The organism is Methanobacterium paludis (assembly GCF_000214725.1).
Taxonomy (GTDB): domain Archaea; phylum Methanobacteriota; class Methanobacteria; order Methanobacteriales; family Methanobacteriaceae; genus Methanobacterium_C; species Methanobacterium_C paludis.
Window position 1 is genome coordinate 712,122 of record NC_015574.1, and the last position, 23,000, is coordinate 735,121.

A 23,000-nucleotide genomic window follows, 5' to 3' on the forward strand; every position below is an offset into this window, starting at 1 on the left:
AATTAAGTTTGAAATAGTTATTTAAATTATTTAAATGAGGGTATCCGATAAAATTAATGATAATAATGGATTAAATGTAGTTTTTAGGCGTATAATTCTAATTTTATAAAATCTAAGAATTCTTTCTACTCAAAAGAAACTTATTTTATTTTAGATCATCAGTTTATTTGCCTAATTTTGAATGCATCGTTTAGTTCAACTTTCTATTAAAAAATGGAATTTGATTTAGTAATAATATAAAGAACTGGGTAATAATATCTTGATTATGCAACTGAAATTCTCTTTTTAAGGGCTTTAAATCATTAAATGCTTGATTTAATCTCGTTTTTTAGAGTTTCAAATCAAAAGATTTATATGTTTCAAACAACGATCATCTAATTGTCAGAAAACCACAAATGTTCATCTGACACTTGCTGAAAACAATTGGGGGGCAGTATAAATGAAGCGACATTTGTTGCTTTTGATGCTACTTCTTTTAAGTGTAGCATCGATTGGTTTAAATAATACTTATGCCACCACAGCAAACCAGCAAAATTCAGAAAATCTCACGAACGACAACTTTAGCAGCTTAAATACAACTTACATCCAGAACACGACGAATATTCAGAATACAACTTCAGGGTCTGCAAATGCAAGCACTGTAGTTAGTAATACATCCAAAAGCCCAGTAAATACAACTAATAGCACAGAATCAGCCACAAACAGTACCAGCAATAGTGATAACAGTAACGGATCAGCAACAATTCAAAATACAACGGAGGCAGCAGGAGATGGATCCTATAATAAAATCCATGGGATCTGGCTCAGTACGGATGATGTAAATAACGTCAGCGTAGATGAATTAAAAGAATCTGGAATAACGGATATATTCGTTAAAGCGAATAGAATTTCAGTTCCAACATACCAAAGTGTCTTAAAAACTGTTCTTGAGAAATTTAAGGATAGTGGAATAAGAGTTAATGCATGGATCACATGTTTCGTTGATTCCAACGGAAAGTGGATTGATCCACAAAGTACAAACGGTACAAAGACCATTAATGATATTCTAAATCAGGTTACAGATATAACTACAAACTACAACATCGATGGAATACACCTGGACTATGTTAGGTATCCTGGAACAGCGTACAAACATGCGGGTGGAACAGAAACCATAACAAACTTTGTTAAACAGGTGTATGAAACCGTGAAGTCTATAAACAAAAACGTAGCAGTTTCAGCAGCGCTCATGCCAGAATGCGGGGACAACGCTTACAACTATGGTCAAAACTACACGGCACTATCATCTTACCTAGATTTCCTTGTTCCAATGATATATAAAGGGAATTATAAGGGAAACACTACTTGGATAAGCAAAACAACAGCATACATAGTAAGTCATGCAAATGGAAAACCTGTTGTAGCAGGTATTCAAACCTACAGTTCAGACGATAACTTAACAGTGCTACCAGCATCTGAAATAATAGGAGATATAAACTCTGCTGTGTCAAACGGCTCATCAGGATATGTACTCTTCAGATACGGTTGGTTAGACAAAGATTTCTTTACAAATTCAAGTTCAAATAATGGAACTGTGAATACAACTAGTACATCAGGTACAACGAGTACTGGTTCGAATGCAACGAGTACTGGTTCGAATGCAACGGGTACATCGGGTACAACAGCAAATGCAACGGGTTCGAATGCGGCTGGTACAAGTAATGGTACTTCGAGTAGTGGGACTGTTAGTGGTGCTGTGAGTTTCACTGTTGCTCAGATAGGTGATGCGGCTTCTAGGGTTAAGGCTTATGTTGAGGCTAATAAGAAGCTTCCTGCTTATGTGACGATTGGTGTGACTCAGGTTGAGATGCCTGAGTTCTTGCGGTTGTTAACTGGTGGTTTGTTGCAGGTTAGTAGTGGTTCGAAGGCTTCAGTAACTCTTAAGAATGAGAGTGCTGCTTTAAATCCGGTAGATAGTGTTAAATCAGGGAACATTAAAAAAACAGAGTACGTTAGCATGGCTAAGGCTATTAAGTCATTTATGGATTCATATGGTAAAGCTCCTAACTATGCGTCAAGTTCTCTAGGGAAAATTCAGTATCAATCCTTGGTTTACATGTATTCGAGGATAATGGGCTATTACAGTGTAAATAAGGTTTTACCAACCTATGCTGCAATCAAACCATGGTCAAATTACACGGCCACAACAAAAAATACAACGAACACATCAGGTACAACGAGTAATGGGACTGTTAGTGGTGCTGTGAGTTTCACTGTTGCTCAGATAGGTGATGCGGCTTCTAGGGTTAAGGCTTATGTTGAGGCTAATAAGAAGCTTCCTGCTTATGTGACGATTGGTGTGACTCAGGTTGAGATGCCTGAGTTCTTGCGGTTGTTAACTGGTGGTTTGTTGCAGGTTAGTAGTGGTTCGAAGGCTTCAGTAACTCTTAAGAATGAGAGTGCTGCTTTAAATCCGGTAGATAGTGTTAAATCAGGGAACATTAAAAAAACAGAGTACGTTAGCATGGCTAAGGCTATTAAGTCATTTATGGATTCATATGGTAAAGCTCCTAACTATGCGTCAAGTTCTCTAGGGAAAATTCAGTATCAATCCTTGGTTTACATGTATTCGAGGATAATGGGCTATTACAGTGTAAATAAGGTTTTACCAACCTATGCTGCAATCAAACCATGGTCAAATTACACGGCCACAACAAAAAATACAACGAACACGAATACAACGATACCCGCAAGCCTACAGCAGTATTTGAAGGCTACAACTAACTGTCAGTCTACTAATGCTCAGATAATAGCGTTGTCTAAGTCTATTATTAGCAATGCTAATGCAACTACTACCTACAATAAGGCAGCGGCAATATTCAATTGGGTGAGGGATAACATTGGTTATTCGTTCTATTCCAACACCGATTATGGTGCAGTTGGAACGTTAAAGGCCAAAACCGGAAACTGTGTTGACACATCTCATTTATTAATCGCACTTGAGAGGGCAGCAGGTATTCCAGCTCGTTACGAGCATGGTTACTGCAAGTTTTCAACTAAGTGGTACGGCCATGTCTGGGCGCAGGTGTATGTCAATGGAAAATGGTACAATGCAGATGCTATAAGCTACAGAAACACCTTTGGAGTTATAAACAACTGGAACACGGCAACGGTAAAGATATATGGAACATACGCAACACTACCGTTCTAAATTTTTCTTTTTTTTCTTTTTTTAGGTCTAAAAAAACTAGTGACAAACAGATCATATTCTATCTTATTAATCCCAGTTTTTTTTTGCACGTTTAAATAATTTTATCAGTTAACTTTTGATAATATAAAAAACGTACTAAAAAGAGCTAAAATGATAATGTTAAAATGAAATGTGTCTCAAAAAGCTTCTCAAAAAATCTCAAAAAAAATGCTAAAAAGTATTTAATAAAAAAAAATGAAGATTTAATTTTAAAAAAGAATTTATAAGAAGAATTTAATTTTTAAAATATCTAAGCTTCAAATTCAATTAGATTCTAATATCAACAAGTTTTGAAGATTTTCTCGTCAAATTCCATCTTTTTTATCTTTTTAATGATTTTACAGGAGCTGTCAAGGTCTGATTTTTTATATCCTTCAACTTTGATAACTTCAGAATTTAAATTTCTCTTTTTTAGTTCTCCCCTAAGTTTGTCCAGATCAAAACTCTGATCTGGCCCTATTGATATGATATCTGGCTTTATTTTTTCCACTATCTTGAACATGTCTGTTGTGCTTCCGAGGTATGCCTCATCAACGGGTTTCATCATTTTCACAACTTCAAGGCGCTGTTTTTCATTAACAACTGGCACCCTCTTTTTTGATCTTACCGTTGCATCCCTTGCAATAACCACAACAAGCTTTGCAGCTTCTCCTCCGAGTTTCTTTGATTCTTCAAGGTAATATCCATGACCTGGATGTATTATGTCAAATGTTCCTGTTGCCATTACAATTTTAATGATTACAACTCCTGTTAGTTCTATGTTTTTATTTGTTAAACGTTGTTTTTAGATTATTTTAATTTTATAAATACCAGTTTAATTTTTATAATACTTTTAAATATTTATACACCAGTAAATCAATAAAAACTATTTCATAGGATCAAATAAACTGGTTCTTTCAATAAGATTTACTTCATTCTAAAATTTTGAAAATAACTCATTGGAAATAATTATAGATTAAATCCTGAAAAATGATTGTAACTTATAACAGATTAATAACAGAATTTAAAACTACTAAAAATTGAAAAAAAGGACTAATTAAATATATTTCATTTATTATTCTATATTAATTAAGTGGTAATTATTATGACTTCAAAGATAGCGAAAGGAAGTATTGTAATTTTATTAGGTGCCTTCTTATTCCGTATAGGCGGTTGGATCTACAGAGTTTTAATGGCGAATTTATTAGGGCCTGCAGGTTACGGTATTTTAGGCCTCACATTCCCCTCTCAAGGATTTCTCATGATAATTGCAGGGGCAGGGCTACCACCAGCCATAGCAAAATTCGTTGCAGAATATAATGCTAAAAAGGATTATGTTATGGTTAAGAGGGTTATAAGTGTATCCACAAAGCTCATGATTATATTGGGAATAGCAGCTGGAGTGATTATGTACCTCATTGCAGAACCCCTTGCATTAGGTTTCCATAAACCTGAGGCTATACTTCCATTTAAATTGATAGGACTCATAACACCATTTAGTGTTGTGGTTGGAGCGTTAAGGGGATCCTTTCAGGGATTGTACCAGATGACCAATATACTCATAACCCGGGCTTTTGAGCAGTTCTTCATGATAACAGTTGCTGTGGGCCTGGTTCTTGCTGGTGCATATGTTGCAGGAGCAGTTATTGGTACAGCTGCTGGTTACTTGGCTGCAATGATTGCTGCAATTTTCCTTTTCAAGAAACATGTATGGAACAAAATTTCAAATAAACATGATTTACTTTCACGTGCAGAAAAAAAATTCACATTCAGGGAAGATCTGGGGCTTATTAAGACGTTACTGTTATTTTCCATACCTGTGGTTATAACCGGCCTTGCGGAGTTGGCCCTCTATGATATGGGCACATTTGTCGTAGCTTATTATATGCCAAGTGAAGCTGTTGGATACTACAACGCAGCAAGCCCAATTGCAAGACTGCCTCTCATAATATCAATGGCAGTTGCAACATCTGTTTTACCTGCCACATCTGAGGCCATGGGTCTAAAGGATAGGCATCTTTTACACACTTATATCTTACAGTCATACCGTTACGTAACTCTTTCTGTACTGCCCCTCTGTGTTGGAATAGTGATTTTTGCAACACCAATACTTCGATTGATATATTTTGGGCCATCTTACATTCCAGGTTCAGTGGCCCTTCAAATACTGGCTGCGGGAATGTTGTTTTTCACGCTCTACACAATTTCATCTAGCATAGCACAGGGGCTTGGAAAACCAATGCTTCCAATGATCGTATTGATTGTGGGAACCACGATTGATCTGGGATTAAGCATATTAATTGTGCCTTACTTTGGAATAAATGGTGCAGCAATAGCCACAACAATAGCATCCTTTATTATAATGGCTATCGTTGGATTGAAAACACTTCAACTAGCAAAATTAAAACTACCCCTTGGAGACTTTGGAAGAATAATCATTGCATCACTTTTAATGGGGGTTGTGTTTTTATTCTTCCCACAAACCCTCACATCTCTAATACTGGCCATGATAATTGCACCATTTTTATACATTGGAATCCTTTCAGTTATTGGGGGCTTAAAAAAAGATGATGTACGTGCTCTTTACAAACTTGGGACTAAATTAGGACCCCTTTCAGGATATTTCAACAAAATAGTGGGTTTCTTTGAGAGATTTGCAACGGATTAGATTTTCATTGTATGTTTCTTTAAATTATTTTTTTTGGTTTGTAAGGAGTTTAAAGCGTTAATATTGCCGTTATAAGACACACTATTTGGATTTATTTTTAATACTGTGAATATTTTTAATACTATGAATTTATTTTTAATACTATGAATTTATTTTTAAAATACGAATTAATGTCTTGTTTGTAACTTTTACCAATTTTACCTCCTAAGTTATGATAATTTTATGTATCCATTTTTTGCAAGTCTTGTTAGAATGATGAGTCCATCTTTTGGGTGGCTAGTCTGTTTATGAACTATTTCGATGAATGATAAAAAAACCCAAAATATTTCTATAACAAAAACCAAACTATAATTTACATGATAATACTCAAAGGGATAGGCACAAGTCCTTATATCGGTGTTGGAGAAGTAAAAAAGGTTGAATGCTACGAAGATCTCATGGATTTAACTGGAGGAGAAATCGTGGTGGTTTCAAGAGCATCGAGGGACATGCTCTCACATCTCAAGAAGGCAGGTGCAGTTGTAACGGACTACGGTGGAATAACAAGTCATGTTGCTATCGTTTTGAGGGAAATGCAGGTGCCATGTGTTGTTGGGACTGGAATAGGTACGGAAGTCCTTAAAGAGGGTATGTTGGTAACTGTTGAAAGCAGAACAGGCAACATCTACCTGGGTTTTATGGAACGTGAGGAAGAAAAAGAATTTTTTGAGGTTTACAATCCTTCAACACGGATAAAGGTCAATTTGAACATCCCTGAGATTGCAAAGAAGGTTGCCCCATTTGCAGATGGTGTTGGCTCCATAAGAATCGAAAACATGATAATACGCACTGGGAAACACCCACTCACTCTTCTTAACGAGGGAAAGCTAACAGAAGTTATTGTAAAAGGGCTAAAAACGATAGTTGATGCATTTTACCCAAAACCTGTTTGGTTCAGAACGTTTGACATACCTACAGATGAGTTAAAACGTTTGAAAGGTGGAAATATTGAACCAGATGAATCAAATCCCCTTTTGGGTCTTAGGGGAATATATAAAGACCTTAAAAATGAGGATATCCTAAAAGCTGAGTTTTTGGCAATAAAAATCCTTTTGGATGAGGGATACTATAATCTTGGGGTTAAAATTCCATTTTTAAGAGATATTTCCGAATATATCCTGTTCAAAAGGATTATGAAGGAAGTTGGTCTGCACCCCCATAGGGATCTGGATTTGGGTGCTTCAATTGAAACACCATCTGCAGTATGCAGCTTTGATGAATTTGTAAAGGAAGGTCTTGATTTTATAACACTTGGAATGAGTGATCTTACCATGTGTGCCCTTGCAGTGGACAGAAGAGGTGTTAAAGTTGCAAAACACTTCAACCTCATGCACCCTGCAGTTTTGAACATGGTAGAGTATGTTATAAGAAAGTGCAATGAGAATGGGATTGAAAGCTGCATATGCGGACACGCAGCATCAGACCATAGAATTGTACGCAAGCTCGTTGAGTTTGGGATAAGTTCCATTTCAACCAATCCAGATCAAATCTTAAGAATACGTAAAACAGTTTATAATGTTGAAAATGGTATTATAATGAAGGGATTTGGGAAGGAGCTTGGATTTTAAAAAAATAGAATTTAAATAGAACTGTTTTTTGTTATTTTATTCCTTAATCAATTATCTTCATAAGTAACGGCATCTTCAAACTTTATTTTACCTTTATAAAGGGCTGAACCTATTACAACTCCATAGGCATCTGTCTGTCTGAGTTTTTTAATATCATCAAGGGAAGTCACACCACCAGAGTAGATTACAGGAATATTAACAGCATTTAAAAGCTCTAAAAGGGGTTTAATATGAAATCCGTCCATTAAACCCTCAACATCCACGTTTGTAAATAATATACCTCCAGCACCCTTTTTTTCAAAGAGTTTTCCAAGTTCTGGGGCTGTTTTTCCTGTTTTTTCAGTCCATCCTTTGACAACTACCTTAGAATCCTTGCTATCCAGAGCAACCAGTATCCTGTCGCTTCCAAATTCATTAGATAGTTCTTCAACATATTCTGGATTTTCTATGGCCATTGTGCCTAGAATAATCCTGTTTACACCAATTTCAAGCAGTTTTGCGGCATCTTCCTTGGTTCTTATGCCTCCTCCAAGTTGTACTGGAATTGAAACAGTTTCAACGATCTTTTTTACAATGTCAAGGTTTGCACTGGTGTCACCAAAGGCCCCGTCAAGGTTTATCACATGCAGTAAACTTGCTCCTTTATTCTCCCATTTCTTTGCAACTTTTTCAGGGTTTTCTATGATCACCTGTTCTGTTCCAGGTTTTCCCTGGATAAGCTGAACGCATTTACCATTTTTGATATCAACTGCAGGTATTACAAACATTACAATCACCTTTCTGGGTTTTTTAATTTAATGGCTTTTTAAGAGCTAGAAATGCTTAAGTTATCCTAAAACATTTTTTTTTATTTCAAATCGGTTATTCATGATTTTTTTAAATAATCCATTTTCATTAAATAATTATCATTAAATAATCTATTTTTCATTTAAATAATCTATTTCAAATACTTTAAAATCTTTTTTGGTCATTTGTTACAGTACGTTAACGATTCATAGATGTATACATCTTAAATTCCTAAACATACATCTTAAATTCCTAAACATACATCTTAAATTCCTAAACATACATCTTAAATTCCTAAACCATTTCATTCACCATTCTTATACAAGATGAAAACGCCGACGAGCATTAAAAGTCCGAATAATAACTGTGAAATTGTAAAAGGTTCGCTTAGAATTATAAATGCAAATATGGCTCCAAACAATGATGAAAGGGAGAAGATAGATCCTGTCCTTGTGGATCCTATACGTCTGATTGCAAAGTAAACAAGAACAAATGAAAATCCAATACTCACCAACCCAATAAATAATAGGTAGGGAATGTGGTTTAGAGGAACACTAAATTTCATCCCGAAAATAAGAGACAATAAAAGCAGGATTGAACCACCAATCGAACATTTTATAGCACTTACCATAATCAGGTCACGTTTGTTGCTTAAAAACTTGCTTAAAATGGTGTCTATTCCGTAGAATAATGCGGCAATTATCACAAGCAGGTTTCCGATGTTGTTGCCCACTAAAAAATTTCCGATGTTACCATTGGTTGCAAGGAACACAGTTCCAACAATAATAAAAAGAAATCCAAAAATATCTCTTTTATGAAACCGTTCCTTGAGAAACAATATTCCAAGGATGATTATAAACAGTGTCTCAACGTTCATTAGTAGAGATGCATTAACTGCTGTGATCAGATTAAGACCGTTTAAATAAATTATTGGTGCAATTACAGAACCTGAAACTGCTGTTATAATCAGTATTCCATAATCTTTCCTAGAAATAACGGTTTCAGCATCGGCATCTCCATCCAAAATTGACATTATCCTGTTGTTGAAGGGTGATAAACGAACCAGAAAGAGAAAAACACCTGCAATGGTATATACAATTGCTGAGAGAGCTATTGGGTCAAGATATTGAAGTAAAATCTTGCTGAAGGTGTTCCATATTCCAAAGAATATAGTAGCAGTGATTACGCTTAAGTATCCCCAGTAACGATTCATTGTATAAACCCTCAAAAAGTCAAATTAAAATACAAATTGTTTTACTTTGATTTGACAGACAATTCATTGTAAATCCTTTGCAAACATACACCGTGATTATGAACTAGTAATCTTTCATGGATAAAAAGTCTTTTATGGATAAGTTTATTAAATGAATACAAATGAAACTTAAGCTTTTAAGGTGATTTAATGGGTGGAGTGGCTTTTAAGGTAGCGTACATTGGAACAGATTTTTATGGTTTTCAGAGGCAACCTAACAGGAGGACAGTCGAAGAGGAACTTCTAAATGCATTTAAAAAGGCAAATTTGATGGATGATCCTAAAAGTTCTAGATATTCAATAGCAGGACGGACTGACAGGGGAGTTCATGCAATGGGAAATGTTGTCTCGTTTGTTACAGATTCTAAAGTCATAATAAACCAGATAAATGATTATCTGGTGGATGAAATACAGATCATTGGAAAAGCAGAGGTTCCCTATAACTTCAAGCCACGTTTTGCTGAAAGCCGTTACTACAGGTATGTTCTTGTGGATGATCCCCTGGACGGGAGGGATCTTGATGTGAATAAAATGATAAAAGCATCTAAAATTTTTGAAGGTACCCATAACTTTTCTAATTTCTCAAAAAGAAATGAAAGGAGTCCAATAAGAACAATAGAAGACATTAATATCATTGAAAAGAAGGGTTTGATCATGGTTGATGTGGTTGGTGAAAGTTTCCTCTGGAACATGGTTCGAAGGATGGTGGCGGTACTTTTAAAAGTTGGAAGGGGTCAGATGGAGTTAAATGAAGTTGCTGAACTTTTAAATTCCATTTCATATGCTCCAATATTTTTAGTACCTCCAGATGGTCTTATTTTGATGGATGTTAAATATGATGGTGTTGAATTTGAATACGATAGGTATGCAAGAAAAAAATTCTTGAAAACCCTTAAAACTGAATATCTGCAGAAAAAAACAATTGCTGCAGTTCAAAAAGAGATGATGGGAATTTTAAGGGATTAATCTTTGATTGTTATCATGATGAATTCTTTAGTTTTGGATTATTAATCTCAATGGATTCATATCAAATATCACTCATCTTTCTTCTGTTAACTTCTTTTTTTTTTAAAAATTCTTTTTTGTATTGCTGAAACTTTTTAAATGGATGTAATACTTCTTCTAAGCTATTGTACCGGAATATGGATGAGCTGTAAATTATTGATTATATATCAAGCTTGCAAAAGAAATCCTTGGTAAATAATAAATATTAGATAAACCAATATAAGATTAGATAAACCACATAAACATGTAAATTTATACTCAAAGAGTATTTGGGGGCAATCACCTGGTTTATAGGAATATCCGCGGTTCAAATGGTATGAGAAGCTTAAATATAATTTTAAAAACTGAAAAATTTGAAACTGAAAAAACCAGTGAGGGACAACGCGGTATAATAGTTGGATTTGACCCAGGTCTCACAGTGGGAATTGCTATTCTCGATCTTAATGGAAAAATATTGTCTGTAACGAGTTTTAAGGAAATATCCCGGGCAGAAATAATAAAACACATCATGAGTCAGGGAAAAGCTGTTTTAATTGCAACGGATGTTTACCCTCCACCAAAAACAGTTAAAAAACTTGCATCATCTCTTAACTCAAAAATACATTCTCCCTACAGATCGATGTCTGTAGAATCAAAAATAGGGCTTGTAGGAGAATATATCGGTGAAACATCGTCGGCTGACGTATCCAAGGTTATACGTTCGGATGAAGTTCCACAAAACGATCATGAACGGGATGCACTGGCAGCGGCCATAAAAACCTATAAAGATTACAGGAATAAACTTGAGCAAATAGAAAAACGTGCAGAAAATTTTGAACTACCTGATCTTGCTGTGGATGACATAAAAATCATGGTTATAAATGATGTGTCCATAAGCAATGCAATAGAAAGCGTTTTGAAGGTTCAAAGGGAGCTTGAAAACGTTGCAGAGGTCGAAAATGAAGATGAAGAGTTCGATTTAGGTACATCTTTCATCGAGGAAGAAGGCTTAGAAACCCCAACTTCTCGTTTAGAGATTTCAAAGTTTAAAAAGCGTTTAAAAGCTCAGGATAAACAGATAAATAATTTAAAGCAGAAAAACAGTCAGCTTCAACAGGATATTGAAAAATACAGATCTGAAATATCAAAACTTGAATCTAAACTAGATAAATTATATTATGAATACTCCAGGGACATCCTATACAAAAAGGAGATGGCATCCAAGGTTGAAACTATAAAACGTCTTCAGGGAAAATATAATGAAGAAAAAGCCAGAAGATGCGAGCTTGAGGAAAACTTGAGACTAATTAAAAGTACAAAGGATTTAGAGCTCTCTAAAAATGTAGTTCCGGTGAAAATCATAGAATCGTTCACAAAAGAAGGGATAAAACGTGCATGTGATTACTGGAAGATAAAAAAAGGAGATGTTGTTTTTCTTGTGAGTTCTGAAGGTGGAGGTACGCAAACAGCATCTTTACTTATACATATGGGCATAAAGGCTGTTATAATTGCAGATAAAATGGCTCATCAAGCAGAAGAAGAATTTGAGAAGCATAAGGTCCCCATACTGGATGCAAAAATGATGGATCTTGAAATGATCGATGAGTTTGCAATCATAAAAGCTGAAACCTTAAAAAAACAGATAGGGCAATGGAATAAAGATATGGAAGCTAAATTATTAAAAGAGGAGAGAAAAAAACTTTTAAAGGTTATAGATGAATATCGTGCTAAAAGAAAGCGGTTAGATAAAAATGACTAGTTTTAAAATTTACTATTTTTTAGGGTAACTATCTTGATTAAAACATGGATTGAATATCAGTTGTTTGATTCTATTGGAAATTTGTTTGATTCTATTGGATCTACTGAAATTTTAGTAAAAAGATTTAATTTACATTAAAACTTTACGTATAAACATGTATAAACATATTATAATCCAGATCAAAACTACAAAGGATGGAATTAGATTCAGTATTATAAATTAGAATTGATTATAATCTGGATTAAAATATAATTTAGATCAAATAAACGGAAATTCACGGAAATTCTTTTAAAACTCATAAAATGTGATAACATGAAAATCGCAGTAATAATAGGCACACGACCTGAAATAATAAAAATGGCCCCAGTAATTGATGAAATTGATAAAAGAGGTATAGATTACATTCTTATTCATACAGGTCAACATTATGACTATGAAATGTCGCATAAGTTTTTCATTGACCTTGAACTCAAAAAACCAGACTTTAACATAGGTGTGGGTTCAGGATCCCATGGAAAACAGACCGCGGTGATGATAAAAAAGATAGAAGATGTTTTGGTAGCTGAAAAACCGGATCTGGTGCTGGTACAGGGAGATACCAACGCTGTGCTTGCCGGGGCGGTTGCAGCCTCAAAGCTCCATATCGCTGTGGGTCATGTGGAAGCAGGTTTAAGGTCTTATGATAAGACCATGCCGGAGGAGATAAACAGACAGGTCGCAGATGTGGCTTCGAAGCTTTACTTCGTACCAACGGAAGAAACAGCTTTAAATCTACTTTTTGAGGGTTTAAGCCCCCATGAAATATTCATAACCGGGAACACTATTGTGGACGCGTGTATAAGAAACCTTAAAATTGCAGAAAAAAGTTCAAAAGCATTATCAGACTTGGATTTAGATGGTGATGTCCTTACACTTACAATGCACAGGGCTGAGAACGTTGATGATCCGCAGAGACTTAGAAACATAACAGATGCCCTTCTGGAAATTGGTGATGAACTTGAGGATCTCAAAATAATCTTTCCAGTGCACCCAAGAACAGTCAAAAACCTTAAAAAATATGGAATATATGATAAACTTGAAAGTGCAGCCCACATTCAGATGACCAAGCCTGTAGGTTACCTGGATTTCTTGCTTTTATTATCAAATTCTAAATTCATCATGACAGACTCTGGAGGTCTACAGGAAGAAGCCATCACATTGAATGTGCCGTGTATGACGTTGAGATATAATACAGAAAGGCCTGAAACAGTAACAGCCGGCGGAAACATACTCGTTGGATCTTCAAAGCAGAAAATAGTAGACACTTTGAAACAGATTTCAGGGGATGAAGATCTTTACAAAGGAATGATGGAAGCTCAAAATCCATATGGTGATGGTAAGACTTCCCAAAAGATTTTAGATGTTGTTTTGAAAGCGTTTGATGAGGGTAAACTGGATATAAAATCTCCTGAACATATAATGAGTCATGAAGGTAGAGAACTTCTTGAAATACATGATAACACTACAGTATCTGAATTTGAGGATAATAACAGGGGTTCAACTGTGAGCATTGTTTTTGATGGAAATGTTGATGGAAAAAAAGAAGCTCAGTTCCCGTATCCTGATCTTAATCTAGAAGGTAAAACAGTACTTGTCAATAATTTCAGGGTTAAATAATTCATAACTGGGTAAATTGATGCTTATTGATATTGTTTATCTATTTTTAGCAGAATTTAATAGATTAATTCTGCTTGTTTTATTGCAATATGAATGCAAAATCATATTTATTTGAAGGTTATGAGATGTATAGAGTTATGAAAATTTCATTGAATAAAGATCTATGAACATATTAAGATACGAGAATTTCATAAATTTTAATTTAAGGAGTTATACAAACTTGAAACTACTCATTTTTGAATTTGCAACAGCAGTAGGTGTAGAAGATCCTTCCATAACCACAGAAGGTAGAGCAATGCTCTCAGGACTTTTATCAGATTTTGAGGATATTGTGGCAGATACTAAAGATTATTCTGTGGATTATTTAATTTCTGAGAACCTAAAAATTAAAAACAATGGACAAGGTAGACCTGTAAACATCCAGGAAGATTTAGAAAACTGGTTAAGCAAGAATATCCAAAAATACGATGCTTGCTTACTTATAGCGCCGGAAGAAGACCTTATTCTTTATAATCTCACCAAAACAATAGAAGATAAAGGTGTTAAAGTTATAGGGTCAAGTTCTGAGGCTGTAATGATGTGTACGGACAAATCTAAAATGTACAACGTTTTGAAAGATAACAAATCAATTAGCCGATACCTTATACCCACTGAAAAAGTCTTTTTCGAAGATATAAATAACTATGGTGAGAAATATTGGACAATTTCTAATTCAAAAAAAGTTAAAGGTATAAAGAAGGTTGTAAAACCTGCAGATGGTGTTTCATGCGCGGGAGTGCGAGTTGTAGGGTCCTTAACCCAATTTAAAAAAGCTTCTTTGGATATAAAACCCCTGACCAAACTTCCATATTTCCTAATTCAAGACTACATTGAAGGGGTAACCTCAAGCGTTAGTCTGTTAGTTAATGGTAAAACTGCACTTCCTCTAAGTTTAAATTTCCAGAACGTTGATTTAAAAGATGGTAAAATAGATTATAATGGCGGTTATGTTCCACTTGAACATGAACTCTCGAAAAGGGCAAAAGAAGTGGCAAAAGAAGCTGTGGAATCCATTGATGGTTTGAAGGGTTACGTTGGTGTTGACATGATCCTGGGGGATGATGTAAACATTGTTGAAATAAATTCAAGGCTAACAACACCGTATGTGGCTTTAAGAAACATTTTAAACTTCAACCTTGGTAAAGCCATTGTAGATTCAGTTAACGAAAAATTGCCTTCTGAAGTTTTTATAAACGGCAAAGTAGAATTTAAAAAAGAATTTAACAATTTAAATATTATAAAAGTGGTAAAATGAAAGATACAGTTAAAATCGTAGGATTCGACATTGGAGGAGCAAATACAGACCTTGCAATCATTGATTTTGATAGATCTGGTAATATAGAAAATATAGAAACAGATTTTGAATATCTACCCATGTGGATGAAAAAAGACGAGCTTTCAATGGCTCTTTTGGATCTTTTAGGTTCATATGCTAACGATATTGATGCTGTGGGAATATCCATGACAGCAGAGCTTGTAGATGCATACAAAACCAAAAAAGAAGGGGTAATGGATGTTGCAAAAAAATCAAAAGACACATTTGATGTTCCAGTAGGTTTTGTGGGGCTCGACGGAATTGTTGATTTCAATAAGCTTAAAGAAGATCCATTGAAAGCTGCAGCTGCAAACTGGATTGCAACAGCACCAATAGCAGCAAAAATAGAGTCAAATTGTATAATGATAGATACTGGAAGCACAACCACAGATATCATCCCTATAAAAAATGGAAAGGAATGTGCAAAGGGAATATCAGACCTTGAAAGGCTTAAAACAGGTGAACTAATTTACAGCGGTACTTTGAGAACAAATGTGGCAACTATTGTGGATAAAGTGCCATTGGATGACGTTTGGATTCGAGTGGCTTCAGAACTATTTGCAATCACAGCAGACGTCCATACAGTGAGGGGTAATATAAAAAAAGAGGATTACAGCTGCAACACTCCTGATGGTGCTGGTAAATCTGTTGACGAATGCATGAGAAGACTTTCAAGGGTTATATGTGGTGATATGGATGTTTTAAGTCCTGGAGATATTGGGGAAATTGCAGCGTTCATACATGAGATGCAGGTTCAAAAGGTTTCTGAAGCTCTTTTAGAGGTTTCGCAGAGGAATCAAATCGATACTGTTGTTACGACAGGCCTTGGAATGGATATAATTGGAAAAATGGCCAGTGAAGTTGCAGGATTAAATTCAGTGGGTATGGATCAAATACTTAAAAAAGATGATTGTGTTGTTGCCCCTGCCGTTGGTACCGCTATTCTAATGGAAGAGTATTTGAGGAAGGTTTAAGTAGAGGCTTTAACTATAAAGAAGGCTTCTTAATTTAATGAAGCCTTAGTTGAGAAGTTTAAACTTTCAAACTTCAATCCAAGAAAAGCGTTAAAAAAAGATAAAAGTATTTATTAAAAGTCATATTAACTGTGATATTGTGAAAGGAAAAAAAATAGCTATAATCAGCGTATGCATTGTTATGGCGGCCGGGGCACTGTTTTTACTGGCGAACATGGAATTAACTAATGCTTCTAACATTGGTTCAGATAGCAGTGGTTACGTTACAAAGGAAGCTTATTCACATTATGGTCAATCTACAACTAAAATAGCCATAGTAACAGGTATGCATCCTCGTGAAAGTGTATCTAAAACAGTTGTGCCAGCTGTTATAAAATCGTATGCACTTACCCACAACGTTGAGATTGTAAATTATCAAGTAAACGTTACTGATGACCCAGAAGACTTTGCGGTAGGCCGTAGCAATGGCCAGGGGCTTGTTGCTAATTACGTAATTCCAGATATTGAAAAATCCAATAATTACAGCCTTGTGATAATCTGTCATGACCATGAATCAGGTTACGGTAATGGTTTTTACATCGCCACACCAACTATGGATACCAAATCCGTAGCGCTGGGGGAAGCTGTCCATAGCTTGCTGCCTCAGTTCAATTATTATCAGAGATCCACAGATGAAGATGCAATAAGCACTTCTATCAACCAGGTTGACGCTCCCATAGCATCCAATGGAATTCCTGTATTTGTATATGAGATCCCAGAGCAGAGTGACTCTCAAGAAGCCAGTGAAATGACTTATAAACTGATTGACACATGTTTTAACGTTATAAAGGCTAATAATTCATAATCAAATAAAATAGTAATTGCAATAATAACTTACTATTCATGAAAATACAAATTTTTTATTAACTTATTTTCCAGTTAATGTTGTTTATTTTTGAGAATAATCTTTTATAATATTGTTTTAGATAGTTTTAATGAAAATAAGAGGTTTTAAATAAAGATAAAATGGATATAATCTCATTGAATAAAATCAAAAAATTCTTCTTTTAAGGATTTTTAAAATTCATTTGTAGTTTTTGATAAAAAACTTTATAAACTTAAAATCTCTATTAAAATAGTCTATATTTTATTTCTAAATTTCTTATTAGAACTAAATTATTAAAAAACAAATAAAATAAGGTAAGTTTGGTTAATACCAAACATCCTTCATTCCAAAAAGATAAGCAAATATGTTGGCGCCGAGATGTAAAAATATACTTATAATAAGTATCAAGATAATCATGTCAACAGGTATTACAACAACGAGTGATGCAAGAATAAGTGCACCAACAACAAAGTCAAGCTGGTCTAAAATAGGTGCGGGTCTCCCACTGCTAATATTAATCCGCCTTTTTATGAAGCTACCACATGCATCACCTATAAGAGCTCCACCACCTAAACAAAGTCCTAACAATATTCCTTGAATAATATTTCCAGATATGAAACCTTGAATCAATCCAATTACAGTCCCGATTAGTGTCCCGACAAGAGTTCCTCTTAAGGTTACTCCGTTTCCGAATATTCTACGGCCATCACGAAACTTATGGTTGAAATCAAGTGGTATTCCACCACCAAAAGTTAAAGCTGAAACGTTGGCAAGGTATGCTGGTAACATAAAGTATATAGCATATACAGATAAATTGAAAACACTGATAACACTTGAGTCCATAGTTTACCTCCGATTTAAAACAAGATTATAATTATGTTATCTATTAAATAAACTATAGTATATAGGTGAGATGATGTTTATAAAGCAAACTAAAAGTCTATGTCCTGAGTGTCTTAAGGTATTGGACGCTGAAGTCTATGAGGATAAAGACAAAATCATGATAAAGAAAGAATGTAAAGAACATGGAAAATTTGAAAATACTTACTGGAGCAGTGACGAGCTTTATGAGATGGTTAAAGAGTACGGTAAAGTGGGTGTGGGGATTGAGAATCCTCAAACGACTGTTGAGGGTGAATGTCCTCAAAATTGTGGATTGTGCTCTGAGCATGAGAGTCATACTGTCCTTGGGCTTATTGATGTTACAAATAGATGTAATATGAAGTGTCCTGTGTGTTTTGCAAATGCTGCAGTTTCGAAAATGTTGTACGAGCCATCTTATGAAGAAATAAGGCAAATGCTCAAAAATTTGAGGAATAATCAGCCTGTTCCAACTCCTGCAATTCAGTACGCTGGTGGGGAGCCAACCATGAGAAAAGATCTGGTTGAACTTGTAAAACTTGCAAAGGAAGAGGGATTTTCACATACGCAGATAGCAACCAATGGTATAAAACTTGCTAAAAACCCGCAGCTTTCTAAAGATCTTAAAGAAGCAGGTCTAAACACTGTTTACCTTCAGTTTGATGGTATTACTGAGGAGCCTTATCTAAAAATAAGGAACAGGAATTTACTCTCGATCAAGTTAGAGGCAATTGAGAACTGTCGTGCAGCTGGACTTGGAATAGTTCTTGTCCCAACACTTTTAAAAGGAATAAATCATGATCAAGTGGGGGATATAATAAAATTTGCAGTTGATAACATTGATATTATAAGGGGCGTGAACTTCCAGCCTGTTTCATTTGCAGGCAGAACTCCTGCTGAAGAGGTAGAGGAGCAGCGTGTTACAATTCCTGATTTTGAAAAGTTTGTGGAGGAACAGACAGATTCCCAGATAAAAGTTGAGGATTTTTACCCTGCTTCATGTGTTACTCCAGTTTCAGAGTTTGTTGAGGCGATGGAAGGTGGAAAACCACAGGTTACCTTCACATGCAACCCTCACTGCGGTACTGCTACCTATGTTTTTGTTGATAACGATGAAATGGTTCCGATTACACAATTTATAGATGTTGATAGATTTTTTGATCTTCTTAATCGTAGTACCAATGATATTAAAAAGGGTGGAATAGTTTCTAAGGCCAAGGTCCTTGCAAGGGCATCAGTTGAACTTCCAAGAACTGTGGATATGTCAAAATCCCCGGAATCTGTGGATATTAAAAGTATAATGGCACAAATATTTAGAGAAAGGTCTTACGCTGCTCTTGGAGAATTCCATCATAACTCACTACTGGTTTCATGTATGCACTTCATGGATCCATGGAACTTTGACCAGGATAGAGTTAGACAGTGTGTTATTCATTATGCAGTGCCTGATGGAAGAATAATACCGTTCTGTTCAATGAACACAATTTACAGAAATGAAATCGAGAAAAAATTCTCAAAACCATTAAACAAAGATTAACGGTCGTTGAATTGATAATAAAAACTCCATCCAGACTACACGTTACATTGATAGACCTGAACGGCGCCTATGGTAGAATAGACGGCGGAGTCGGTATAACACTTGAAAAACCCAACCTAATGCTGGAGGCAAAACCTCAAGGCAATGATATCACAGTCCTTTTCAATGAACCCGAGAAGCTTGGCAACGAACTTGTGGATGATTACACTTTAAAGGTGAAGAAAGCAGCACAAAAAATGATTAAATTTTTAGGTATAAATGAAGGATTTACGTTCCGGGTAGGAACAACGTACCCATCCCACTCTGGACTTGGTTCCGGAACGCAGTTATCTTTAGCTGCAGGTAAACTCATATCTTTAATGAATGATTGTGAATTATCTAATCATGAAATAGCCAAAATCGTTGGAAGAGGAGGTACATCAGGGATAGGTACTGCTGCATTTGATAAGGGAGGTTTCATTGTTGATGGAGGTCATAACACAGATGAAAAACCGGGATTTTTACCTTCATCAGCTTCACCGGCTTCACCACCACCAATAATAGCAAGATATGAATTCCCAACTGACTGGAAGATAGTGCTGGTCATTCCTAATGTGGAACAGGGAGCTTCAGGAAGTAAAGAAGTTAACATATTCCAGAGTTACTGCCCGATACCTGTTGAAGAGGTTGAAAAATTGTCGCATGTTTTACTCATGAAACTCATGCCAGCAGTTGTTGAAGCAGATTTAGACTCATTTGGAAGTGCTATAAATATTATACAAGATGTTGGATTTAAGAAAGTTGAACATAGCCTTCAAAATCCATGTATTAAAGAAATAATGGATAAATTGAGGTCTGCCGGTGCTGCCGGTGTGGGTATGAGCTCATTCGGTCCGACCCTATACGCCGTTACAGATACCAATGTTGAAGATGTATCGCGTGCAGCAAGAGATGCTCTGAAAGATATTGGCGGCGAAATTATTGTTACACAGGCTAAAAATAGTGGGGCAACTCTCCGTGGCTAAAGAATTCTGATGGGTTATATTATGGAAAAGATAGAAGGAAAAGTTTGGAAATTTAGAGACTGCATAGATACCGACGTAATTATACCTGGAAGATACTTAAGGACGTTCAGTCTTGATGACCTTGCATCTCATGTAATGGCAGGTGAAGACCCTAAATTTGCAGAAAAGGTTCAAGAAGGAGATTTAATAGTTGCTGGCTGGAACTTTGGCTGCGGTTCATCCCGTGAACAAGCCCCAGTAGCTCTTAAACATGCAGGAGTTTCTGCAATTGTTGCAAAATCATTTGCAAGGATATTCTACAGAAACGCCATAAACGTGGGGCTTCCAGTAATTATTGCAGATGTTGAAGCTGAAAAGGACGATGTTTTAAGGATAAGCCTTGAGGAAGGTATTATAAAAAACGTTACAACAGGAAAAACCTTCCAGATTCGGCCGTTTAAGAAATTTATGCAAGGAATCCTTGAAGATGGAGGACTTGTCAAACATTACCTGAAAATAAAGGAAAAGGGTTAATCAGTTTTTGGTAAGGGTAAGAAAATACTAATTTGAAATTTTAGAGATTATAGATGCCTGAATAATTTGGAATGGTTAAAGAAACTAATGAAGAATCATTTCTTTTTTCTGTTAACTATTTGGTTATTAGTTAACTCCTTTTTTTGAGGTTGGTGATACGAGATCATAAATCCTATGAGATCGTAATGTATACTAAATTCTCTCAAATTCCTACACAAAAATTCATATTCATCTGAAAATCAATCAGTTCATTAAATTTTACTAATATTTTACTTAAAATAAAATAGTTTCATTCAAATTAAAATTTTAATAAAAATTTTCAAATAATAAATTGGACAAATTAATAGTTACATGAATAATTTAGAATTAATAATAATATGGGATTTAAAGGGATCAGTAATAGTCTGGGGATTTAAGGATTAATAATAATAATCTAAGAATTAATGGTTTTTTAGAATATAACTTAGAATTAAATTTATGAGGAAAATAACATGAAATGTCCTGTATGCAAATGTGGATCTTATAAAATATTGAAATCAAAGGGTAAAACATCAAAAGAACTTCTTTTACAATGTAATGAATGTGGAAACATCTTCAGAGAAACCATAATAGCTGAAAAGCCTGTAGAACGTAGGGTGGTTGTCAGTGAATATGAAAAATCCCATAAAAAATTCATAAAAATCTATCCTGATGAAGTTGTTAGAGTCGAGGATATCCTGGATCTTGACGGACGCCCTGCCCAAGTTTCATCCGTAGAGAATAAAAGAGGAGGAAGGGTTCAGCAAAGTCCAGTAATAGATATAGAAACAATATGGGCATATTACATAGATATACCTGCAAGAGTTGGAATTTCAGTGGATTTCAGTGGCAGAATCCTTTCAAGAAAGGTTGAAGTTGACAGGGAATTTGAATTCACAGTCGGGGATATTGTGAAACTTGAAAATCTCCTTTTCAAAATAAAAGCCATGAAAACACTTGAAAGAAAGATGAGAAAGGGCTTTGCAAAGGCATGGGTAATAAAAAGGGTATACGGAATACCAATTGAAGAGAAGATACGTTACAATTATGATTTAACTTCTAAGATGATTGGATATGACGAGGAATATGAAGAAAGATAGGAAAGATCTCGTAGAGAGACTCTCAGATCAGGGTTACATAAAAACAGATAGAGTCAGGAAGGCTATGTTAGAAGTTCCGAGAGAGGAATTTTTACCTCCTGAAAGCAGGCCCTATGCTTACATAGACCAGCCTTTACCCATAGGACATGGTCAGACCATATCTGCACCTCATATGGTGGCAATAATATGCGAACAACTTGAACTTACCGAAGGCATGAAGGTTTTAGAAATAGGAACAGGTTATGGATACAATGCAGCTGTTGTTGCAGAATGTATAGGTCCTGAAGGGCATTTATACACCATTGAACGGGTAGGATCCCTTGCTGAAAAAGCAAAGGATAACCTTAAAAAAACAGGTTCTGATAATGTTACAGTTATAATAGGCGATGGAACGTTAGGATATCCTGATAAAGTTCCATACGATAGGATTTATGGTACAGCAAGCGCCCCCAAGGTACCTGAAACCCTGAAAAAACAGCTTAAAATTGGTGGAAGACTTTTAATACCAGTTGGTTTGGATGATTTTTTTCAGGAGCTTGTGTGTGTTGTGAGGGTAGCGGAAGAGGAATATAAATCTCAAAAGCTCGGTGGGGTAAGGTTTGTGCCAATGATCGGTGAACATGGATGGTCTGAAAGGTGAAATTAAAGACTTATAATTATCTATAAAAGAATGTTGATTGATTATTTTTCTAACTAATTTATATCTATAAAAGAATAATTAGAATATATCAATTAAATGTAAAAACGTATTTTGTTTTAAATTAAAGTTATATTAAATCCTTATTAAGAAAGTATCATCTGCTTTTTAAGTCTTTTATAATGTTTAAATAAACCATTAAAATATTAAAACTAAA

Annotated in this window: 18 protein-coding genes; 14 read left to right on the forward strand and 4 right to left on the reverse strand. The window is 35.2% G+C overall.

Features of this window, described 5'->3' with window-relative positions; translation table 11 throughout:
- The first annotated feature begins 439 nt into the window (after positions 1-439).
- Positions 440-3,190 (forward strand): pseudomurein-binding repeat-containing protein, encoded by a 2,751-nt coding sequence (locus MSWAN_RS12195; RefSeq protein ID WP_013825199.1) that lies wholly within the window; start codon positions 440-442, stop codon positions 3,188-3,190.
- A 319-nt stretch (positions 3,191-3,509) separates the two neighbouring features.
- Here the strand turns inward: MSWAN_RS12195 and MSWAN_RS03305 are convergent, their stop codons facing one another.
- Positions 3,510-3,953, reverse strand: coding sequence for an adenylyltransferase/cytidyltransferase family protein (locus MSWAN_RS03305; RefSeq protein WP_013825200.1), 444 nt, complete (start codon positions 3,951-3,953; stop codon positions 3,510-3,512).
- 360 nt (positions 3,954-4,313) lie between these two features.
- Between MSWAN_RS03305 and MSWAN_RS03310 the strand changes: the two genes are divergently transcribed.
- Both MSWAN_RS03310 and MSWAN_RS03315 read left to right on the forward strand, forming a co-directional pair.
- On the forward strand, positions 4,314-5,876 hold the full coding sequence (locus tag MSWAN_RS03310; RefSeq protein ID WP_013825201.1) for a flippase: 1,563 nt from the start codon (positions 4,314-4,316) through the stop codon (positions 5,874-5,876).
- Positions 5,877-6,232: 356 nt separating this feature from the next.
- Positions 6,233-7,483 (forward strand): putative PEP-binding protein, encoded by a 1,251-nt coding sequence (locus tag MSWAN_RS03315; protein ID WP_013825202.1) that lies wholly within the window; start codon positions 6,233-6,235, stop codon positions 7,481-7,483.
- Between the two features lie 47 nt (positions 7,484-7,530).
- On the opposite strand, the gene hisA is transcribed toward MSWAN_RS03315, so the two are convergent.
- The gene (gene hisA, locus MSWAN_RS03320; RefSeq protein WP_013825203.1) at positions 7,531-8,250 is read right to left on the reverse strand and encodes a 1-(5-phosphoribosyl)-5-[(5-phosphoribosylamino)methylideneamino]imidazole-4-carboxamide isomerase; all 720 of its coding nucleotides are present in this window, start codon (positions 8,248-8,250) and stop codon (positions 7,531-7,533) included.
- A 323-nt stretch (positions 8,251-8,573) separates the two neighbouring features.
- Positions 8,574-9,482: a DMT family transporter gene (locus MSWAN_RS03325; RefSeq protein ID WP_013825204.1), complete on the reverse strand. Its 909-nt coding sequence runs from the start codon at positions 9,480-9,482 to the stop codon at positions 8,574-8,576.
- A 189-nt stretch (positions 9,483-9,671) separates the two neighbouring features.
- On the opposite strand from MSWAN_RS03325, the gene truA reads away from it, so the two are divergent.
- The 6 genes from truA (at position 9,672) to MSWAN_RS03355 (ending at position 17,092) form a co-directional block, all read left to right on the forward strand.
- Positions 9,672-10,487, forward strand: coding sequence for a tRNA pseudouridine(38-40) synthase TruA (truA, locus tag MSWAN_RS03330; protein WP_013825205.1), 816 nt, complete (start codon positions 9,672-9,674; stop codon positions 10,485-10,487).
- Positions 10,488-10,842: 355 nt separating this feature from the next.
- A complete protein-coding gene (locus MSWAN_RS03335; protein WP_083809364.1) occupies positions 10,843-12,264 on the forward strand; it encodes a DUF460 domain-containing protein in 1,422 nt (473 codons plus the stop codon).
- 312 nt (positions 12,265-12,576) lie between these two features.
- Complete coding sequence (wecB, locus tag MSWAN_RS03340) at positions 12,577-13,920, forward strand: non-hydrolyzing UDP-N-acetylglucosamine 2-epimerase (protein ID WP_013825206.1); 1,344 nt, start codon at positions 12,577-12,579, stop codon at positions 13,918-13,920.
- 220 nt (positions 13,921-14,140) lie between these two features.
- Complete coding sequence (locus MSWAN_RS03345) at positions 14,141-15,214, forward strand: ATP-grasp domain-containing protein (RefSeq protein ID WP_013825207.1); 1,074 nt, start codon at positions 14,141-14,143, stop codon at positions 15,212-15,214.
- Positions 15,211-16,248: a hydantoinase/oxoprolinase family protein gene (locus MSWAN_RS03350; RefSeq protein WP_013825208.1), complete on the forward strand. Its 1,038-nt coding sequence runs from the start codon at positions 15,211-15,213 to the stop codon at positions 16,246-16,248. Before MSWAN_RS03345 ends, MSWAN_RS03350 begins: the two co-directional genes overlap by 4 nt.
- Positions 16,249-16,387: 139 nt before the next feature.
- Positions 16,388-17,092 (forward strand): hypothetical protein, encoded by a 705-nt coding sequence (locus tag MSWAN_RS03355; RefSeq protein WP_013825209.1) that lies wholly within the window; start codon positions 16,388-16,390, stop codon positions 17,090-17,092.
- Positions 17,093-17,437: 345 nt separating this feature from the next.
- On the opposite strand, the gene MSWAN_RS03360 is transcribed toward MSWAN_RS03355, so the two are convergent.
- Positions 17,438-17,956: a CDP-2,3-bis-(O-geranylgeranyl)-sn-glycerol synthase gene (locus tag MSWAN_RS03360; protein ID WP_013825210.1), complete on the reverse strand. Its 519-nt coding sequence runs from the start codon at positions 17,954-17,956 to the stop codon at positions 17,438-17,440.
- A 73-nt stretch (positions 17,957-18,029) separates the two neighbouring features.
- Here MSWAN_RS03360 and tes point away from each other — a divergent pair, with 73 nt between their 5' ends.
- From tes to MSWAN_RS03385, 5 genes are all read left to right on the forward strand, one after another.
- A complete protein-coding gene (gene tes / locus MSWAN_RS03365) occupies positions 18,030-19,511 on the forward strand; it encodes a tetraether lipid synthase Tes (RefSeq protein ID WP_013825211.1) in 1,482 nt (493 codons plus the stop codon).
- An 11-nt stretch (positions 19,512-19,522) separates the two neighbouring features.
- Positions 19,523-20,515 (forward strand): beta-ribofuranosylaminobenzene 5'-phosphate synthase, encoded by a 993-nt coding sequence (locus tag MSWAN_RS03370; protein WP_013825212.1) that lies wholly within the window; start codon positions 19,523-19,525, stop codon positions 20,513-20,515.
- Between the two features lie 21 nt (positions 20,516-20,536).
- A complete protein-coding gene (gene hacB, locus MSWAN_RS03375; protein ID WP_144011541.1) occupies positions 20,537-21,028 on the forward strand; it encodes a homoaconitase small subunit in 492 nt (163 codons plus the stop codon).
- Between the two features lie 491 nt (positions 21,029-21,519).
- Complete coding sequence (locus MSWAN_RS03380; protein WP_013825214.1) at positions 21,520-22,146, forward strand: HVO_0476 family zinc finger protein; 627 nt, start codon at positions 21,520-21,522, stop codon at positions 22,144-22,146.
- Positions 22,133-22,786 (forward strand): protein-L-isoaspartate O-methyltransferase, encoded by a 654-nt coding sequence (locus MSWAN_RS03385; RefSeq protein WP_013825215.1) that lies wholly within the window; start codon positions 22,133-22,135, stop codon positions 22,784-22,786. Before MSWAN_RS03380 ends, MSWAN_RS03385 begins: the two co-directional genes overlap by 14 nt.
- The last annotated feature ends 214 nt before the right edge of the window (positions 22,787-23,000 follow it).

Excerpts from the sequence above, each read along its gene's own strand:
- tes (WP_013825211.1), top strand. The coding sequence starts at position 18,030 with ATGTTTATAAAGCAAACTAAAAGTCTATGTCCTGAGTGTCTTAAGGTA.
- hisA (WP_013825203.1), bottom strand. The coding sequence starts at position 8,250 with ATGTTTGTAATACCTGCAGTTGATATCAAAAATGGTAAATGCGTTCAG.
- MSWAN_RS03315 (WP_013825202.1), top strand. The coding sequence starts at position 6,233 with ATGATAATACTCAAAGGGATAGGCACAAGTCCTTATATCGGTGTTGGA.
- wecB (WP_013825206.1), top strand. The coding sequence starts at position 12,577 with ATGAAAATCGCAGTAATAATAGGCACACGACCTGAAATAATAAAAATG.
- MSWAN_RS03305 (WP_013825200.1), bottom strand. The coding sequence starts at position 3,953 with ATGGCAACAGGAACATTTGACATAATACATCCAGGTCATGGATATTAC.
- MSWAN_RS12195 (WP_013825199.1), top strand. The coding sequence starts at position 440 with ATGAAGCGACATTTGTTGCTTTTGATGCTACTTCTTTTAAGTGTAGCA.
- MSWAN_RS03360 (WP_013825210.1), bottom strand. The coding sequence starts at position 17,956 with ATGGACTCAAGTGTTATCAGTGTTTTCAATTTATCTGTATATGCTATA.
- MSWAN_RS03380 (WP_013825214.1), top strand. The coding sequence starts at position 21,520 with ATGAAATGTCCTGTATGCAAATGTGGATCTTATAAAATATTGAAATCA.
- MSWAN_RS03385 (WP_013825215.1), top strand. The coding sequence starts at position 22,133 with ATGAAGAAAGATAGGAAAGATCTCGTAGAGAGACTCTCAGATCAGGGT.
- MSWAN_RS03325 (WP_013825204.1), bottom strand. The coding sequence starts at position 9,482 with ATGAATCGTTACTGGGGATACTTAAGCGTAATCACTGCTACTATATTC.
- truA (WP_013825205.1), top strand. The coding sequence starts at position 9,672 with ATGGGTGGAGTGGCTTTTAAGGTAGCGTACATTGGAACAGATTTTTAT.
- hacB (WP_144011541.1), top strand. The coding sequence starts at position 20,537 with ATGGAAAAGATAGAAGGAAAAGTTTGGAAATTTAGAGACTGCATAGAT.
- MSWAN_RS03335 (WP_083809364.1), top strand. The coding sequence starts at position 10,843 with ATGAGAAGCTTAAATATAATTTTAAAAACTGAAAAATTTGAAACTGAA.
- MSWAN_RS03310 (WP_013825201.1), top strand. The coding sequence starts at position 4,314 with ATGACTTCAAAGATAGCGAAAGGAAGTATTGTAATTTTATTAGGTGCC.
- MSWAN_RS03350 (WP_013825208.1), top strand. The coding sequence starts at position 15,211 with ATGAAAGATACAGTTAAAATCGTAGGATTCGACATTGGAGGAGCAAAT.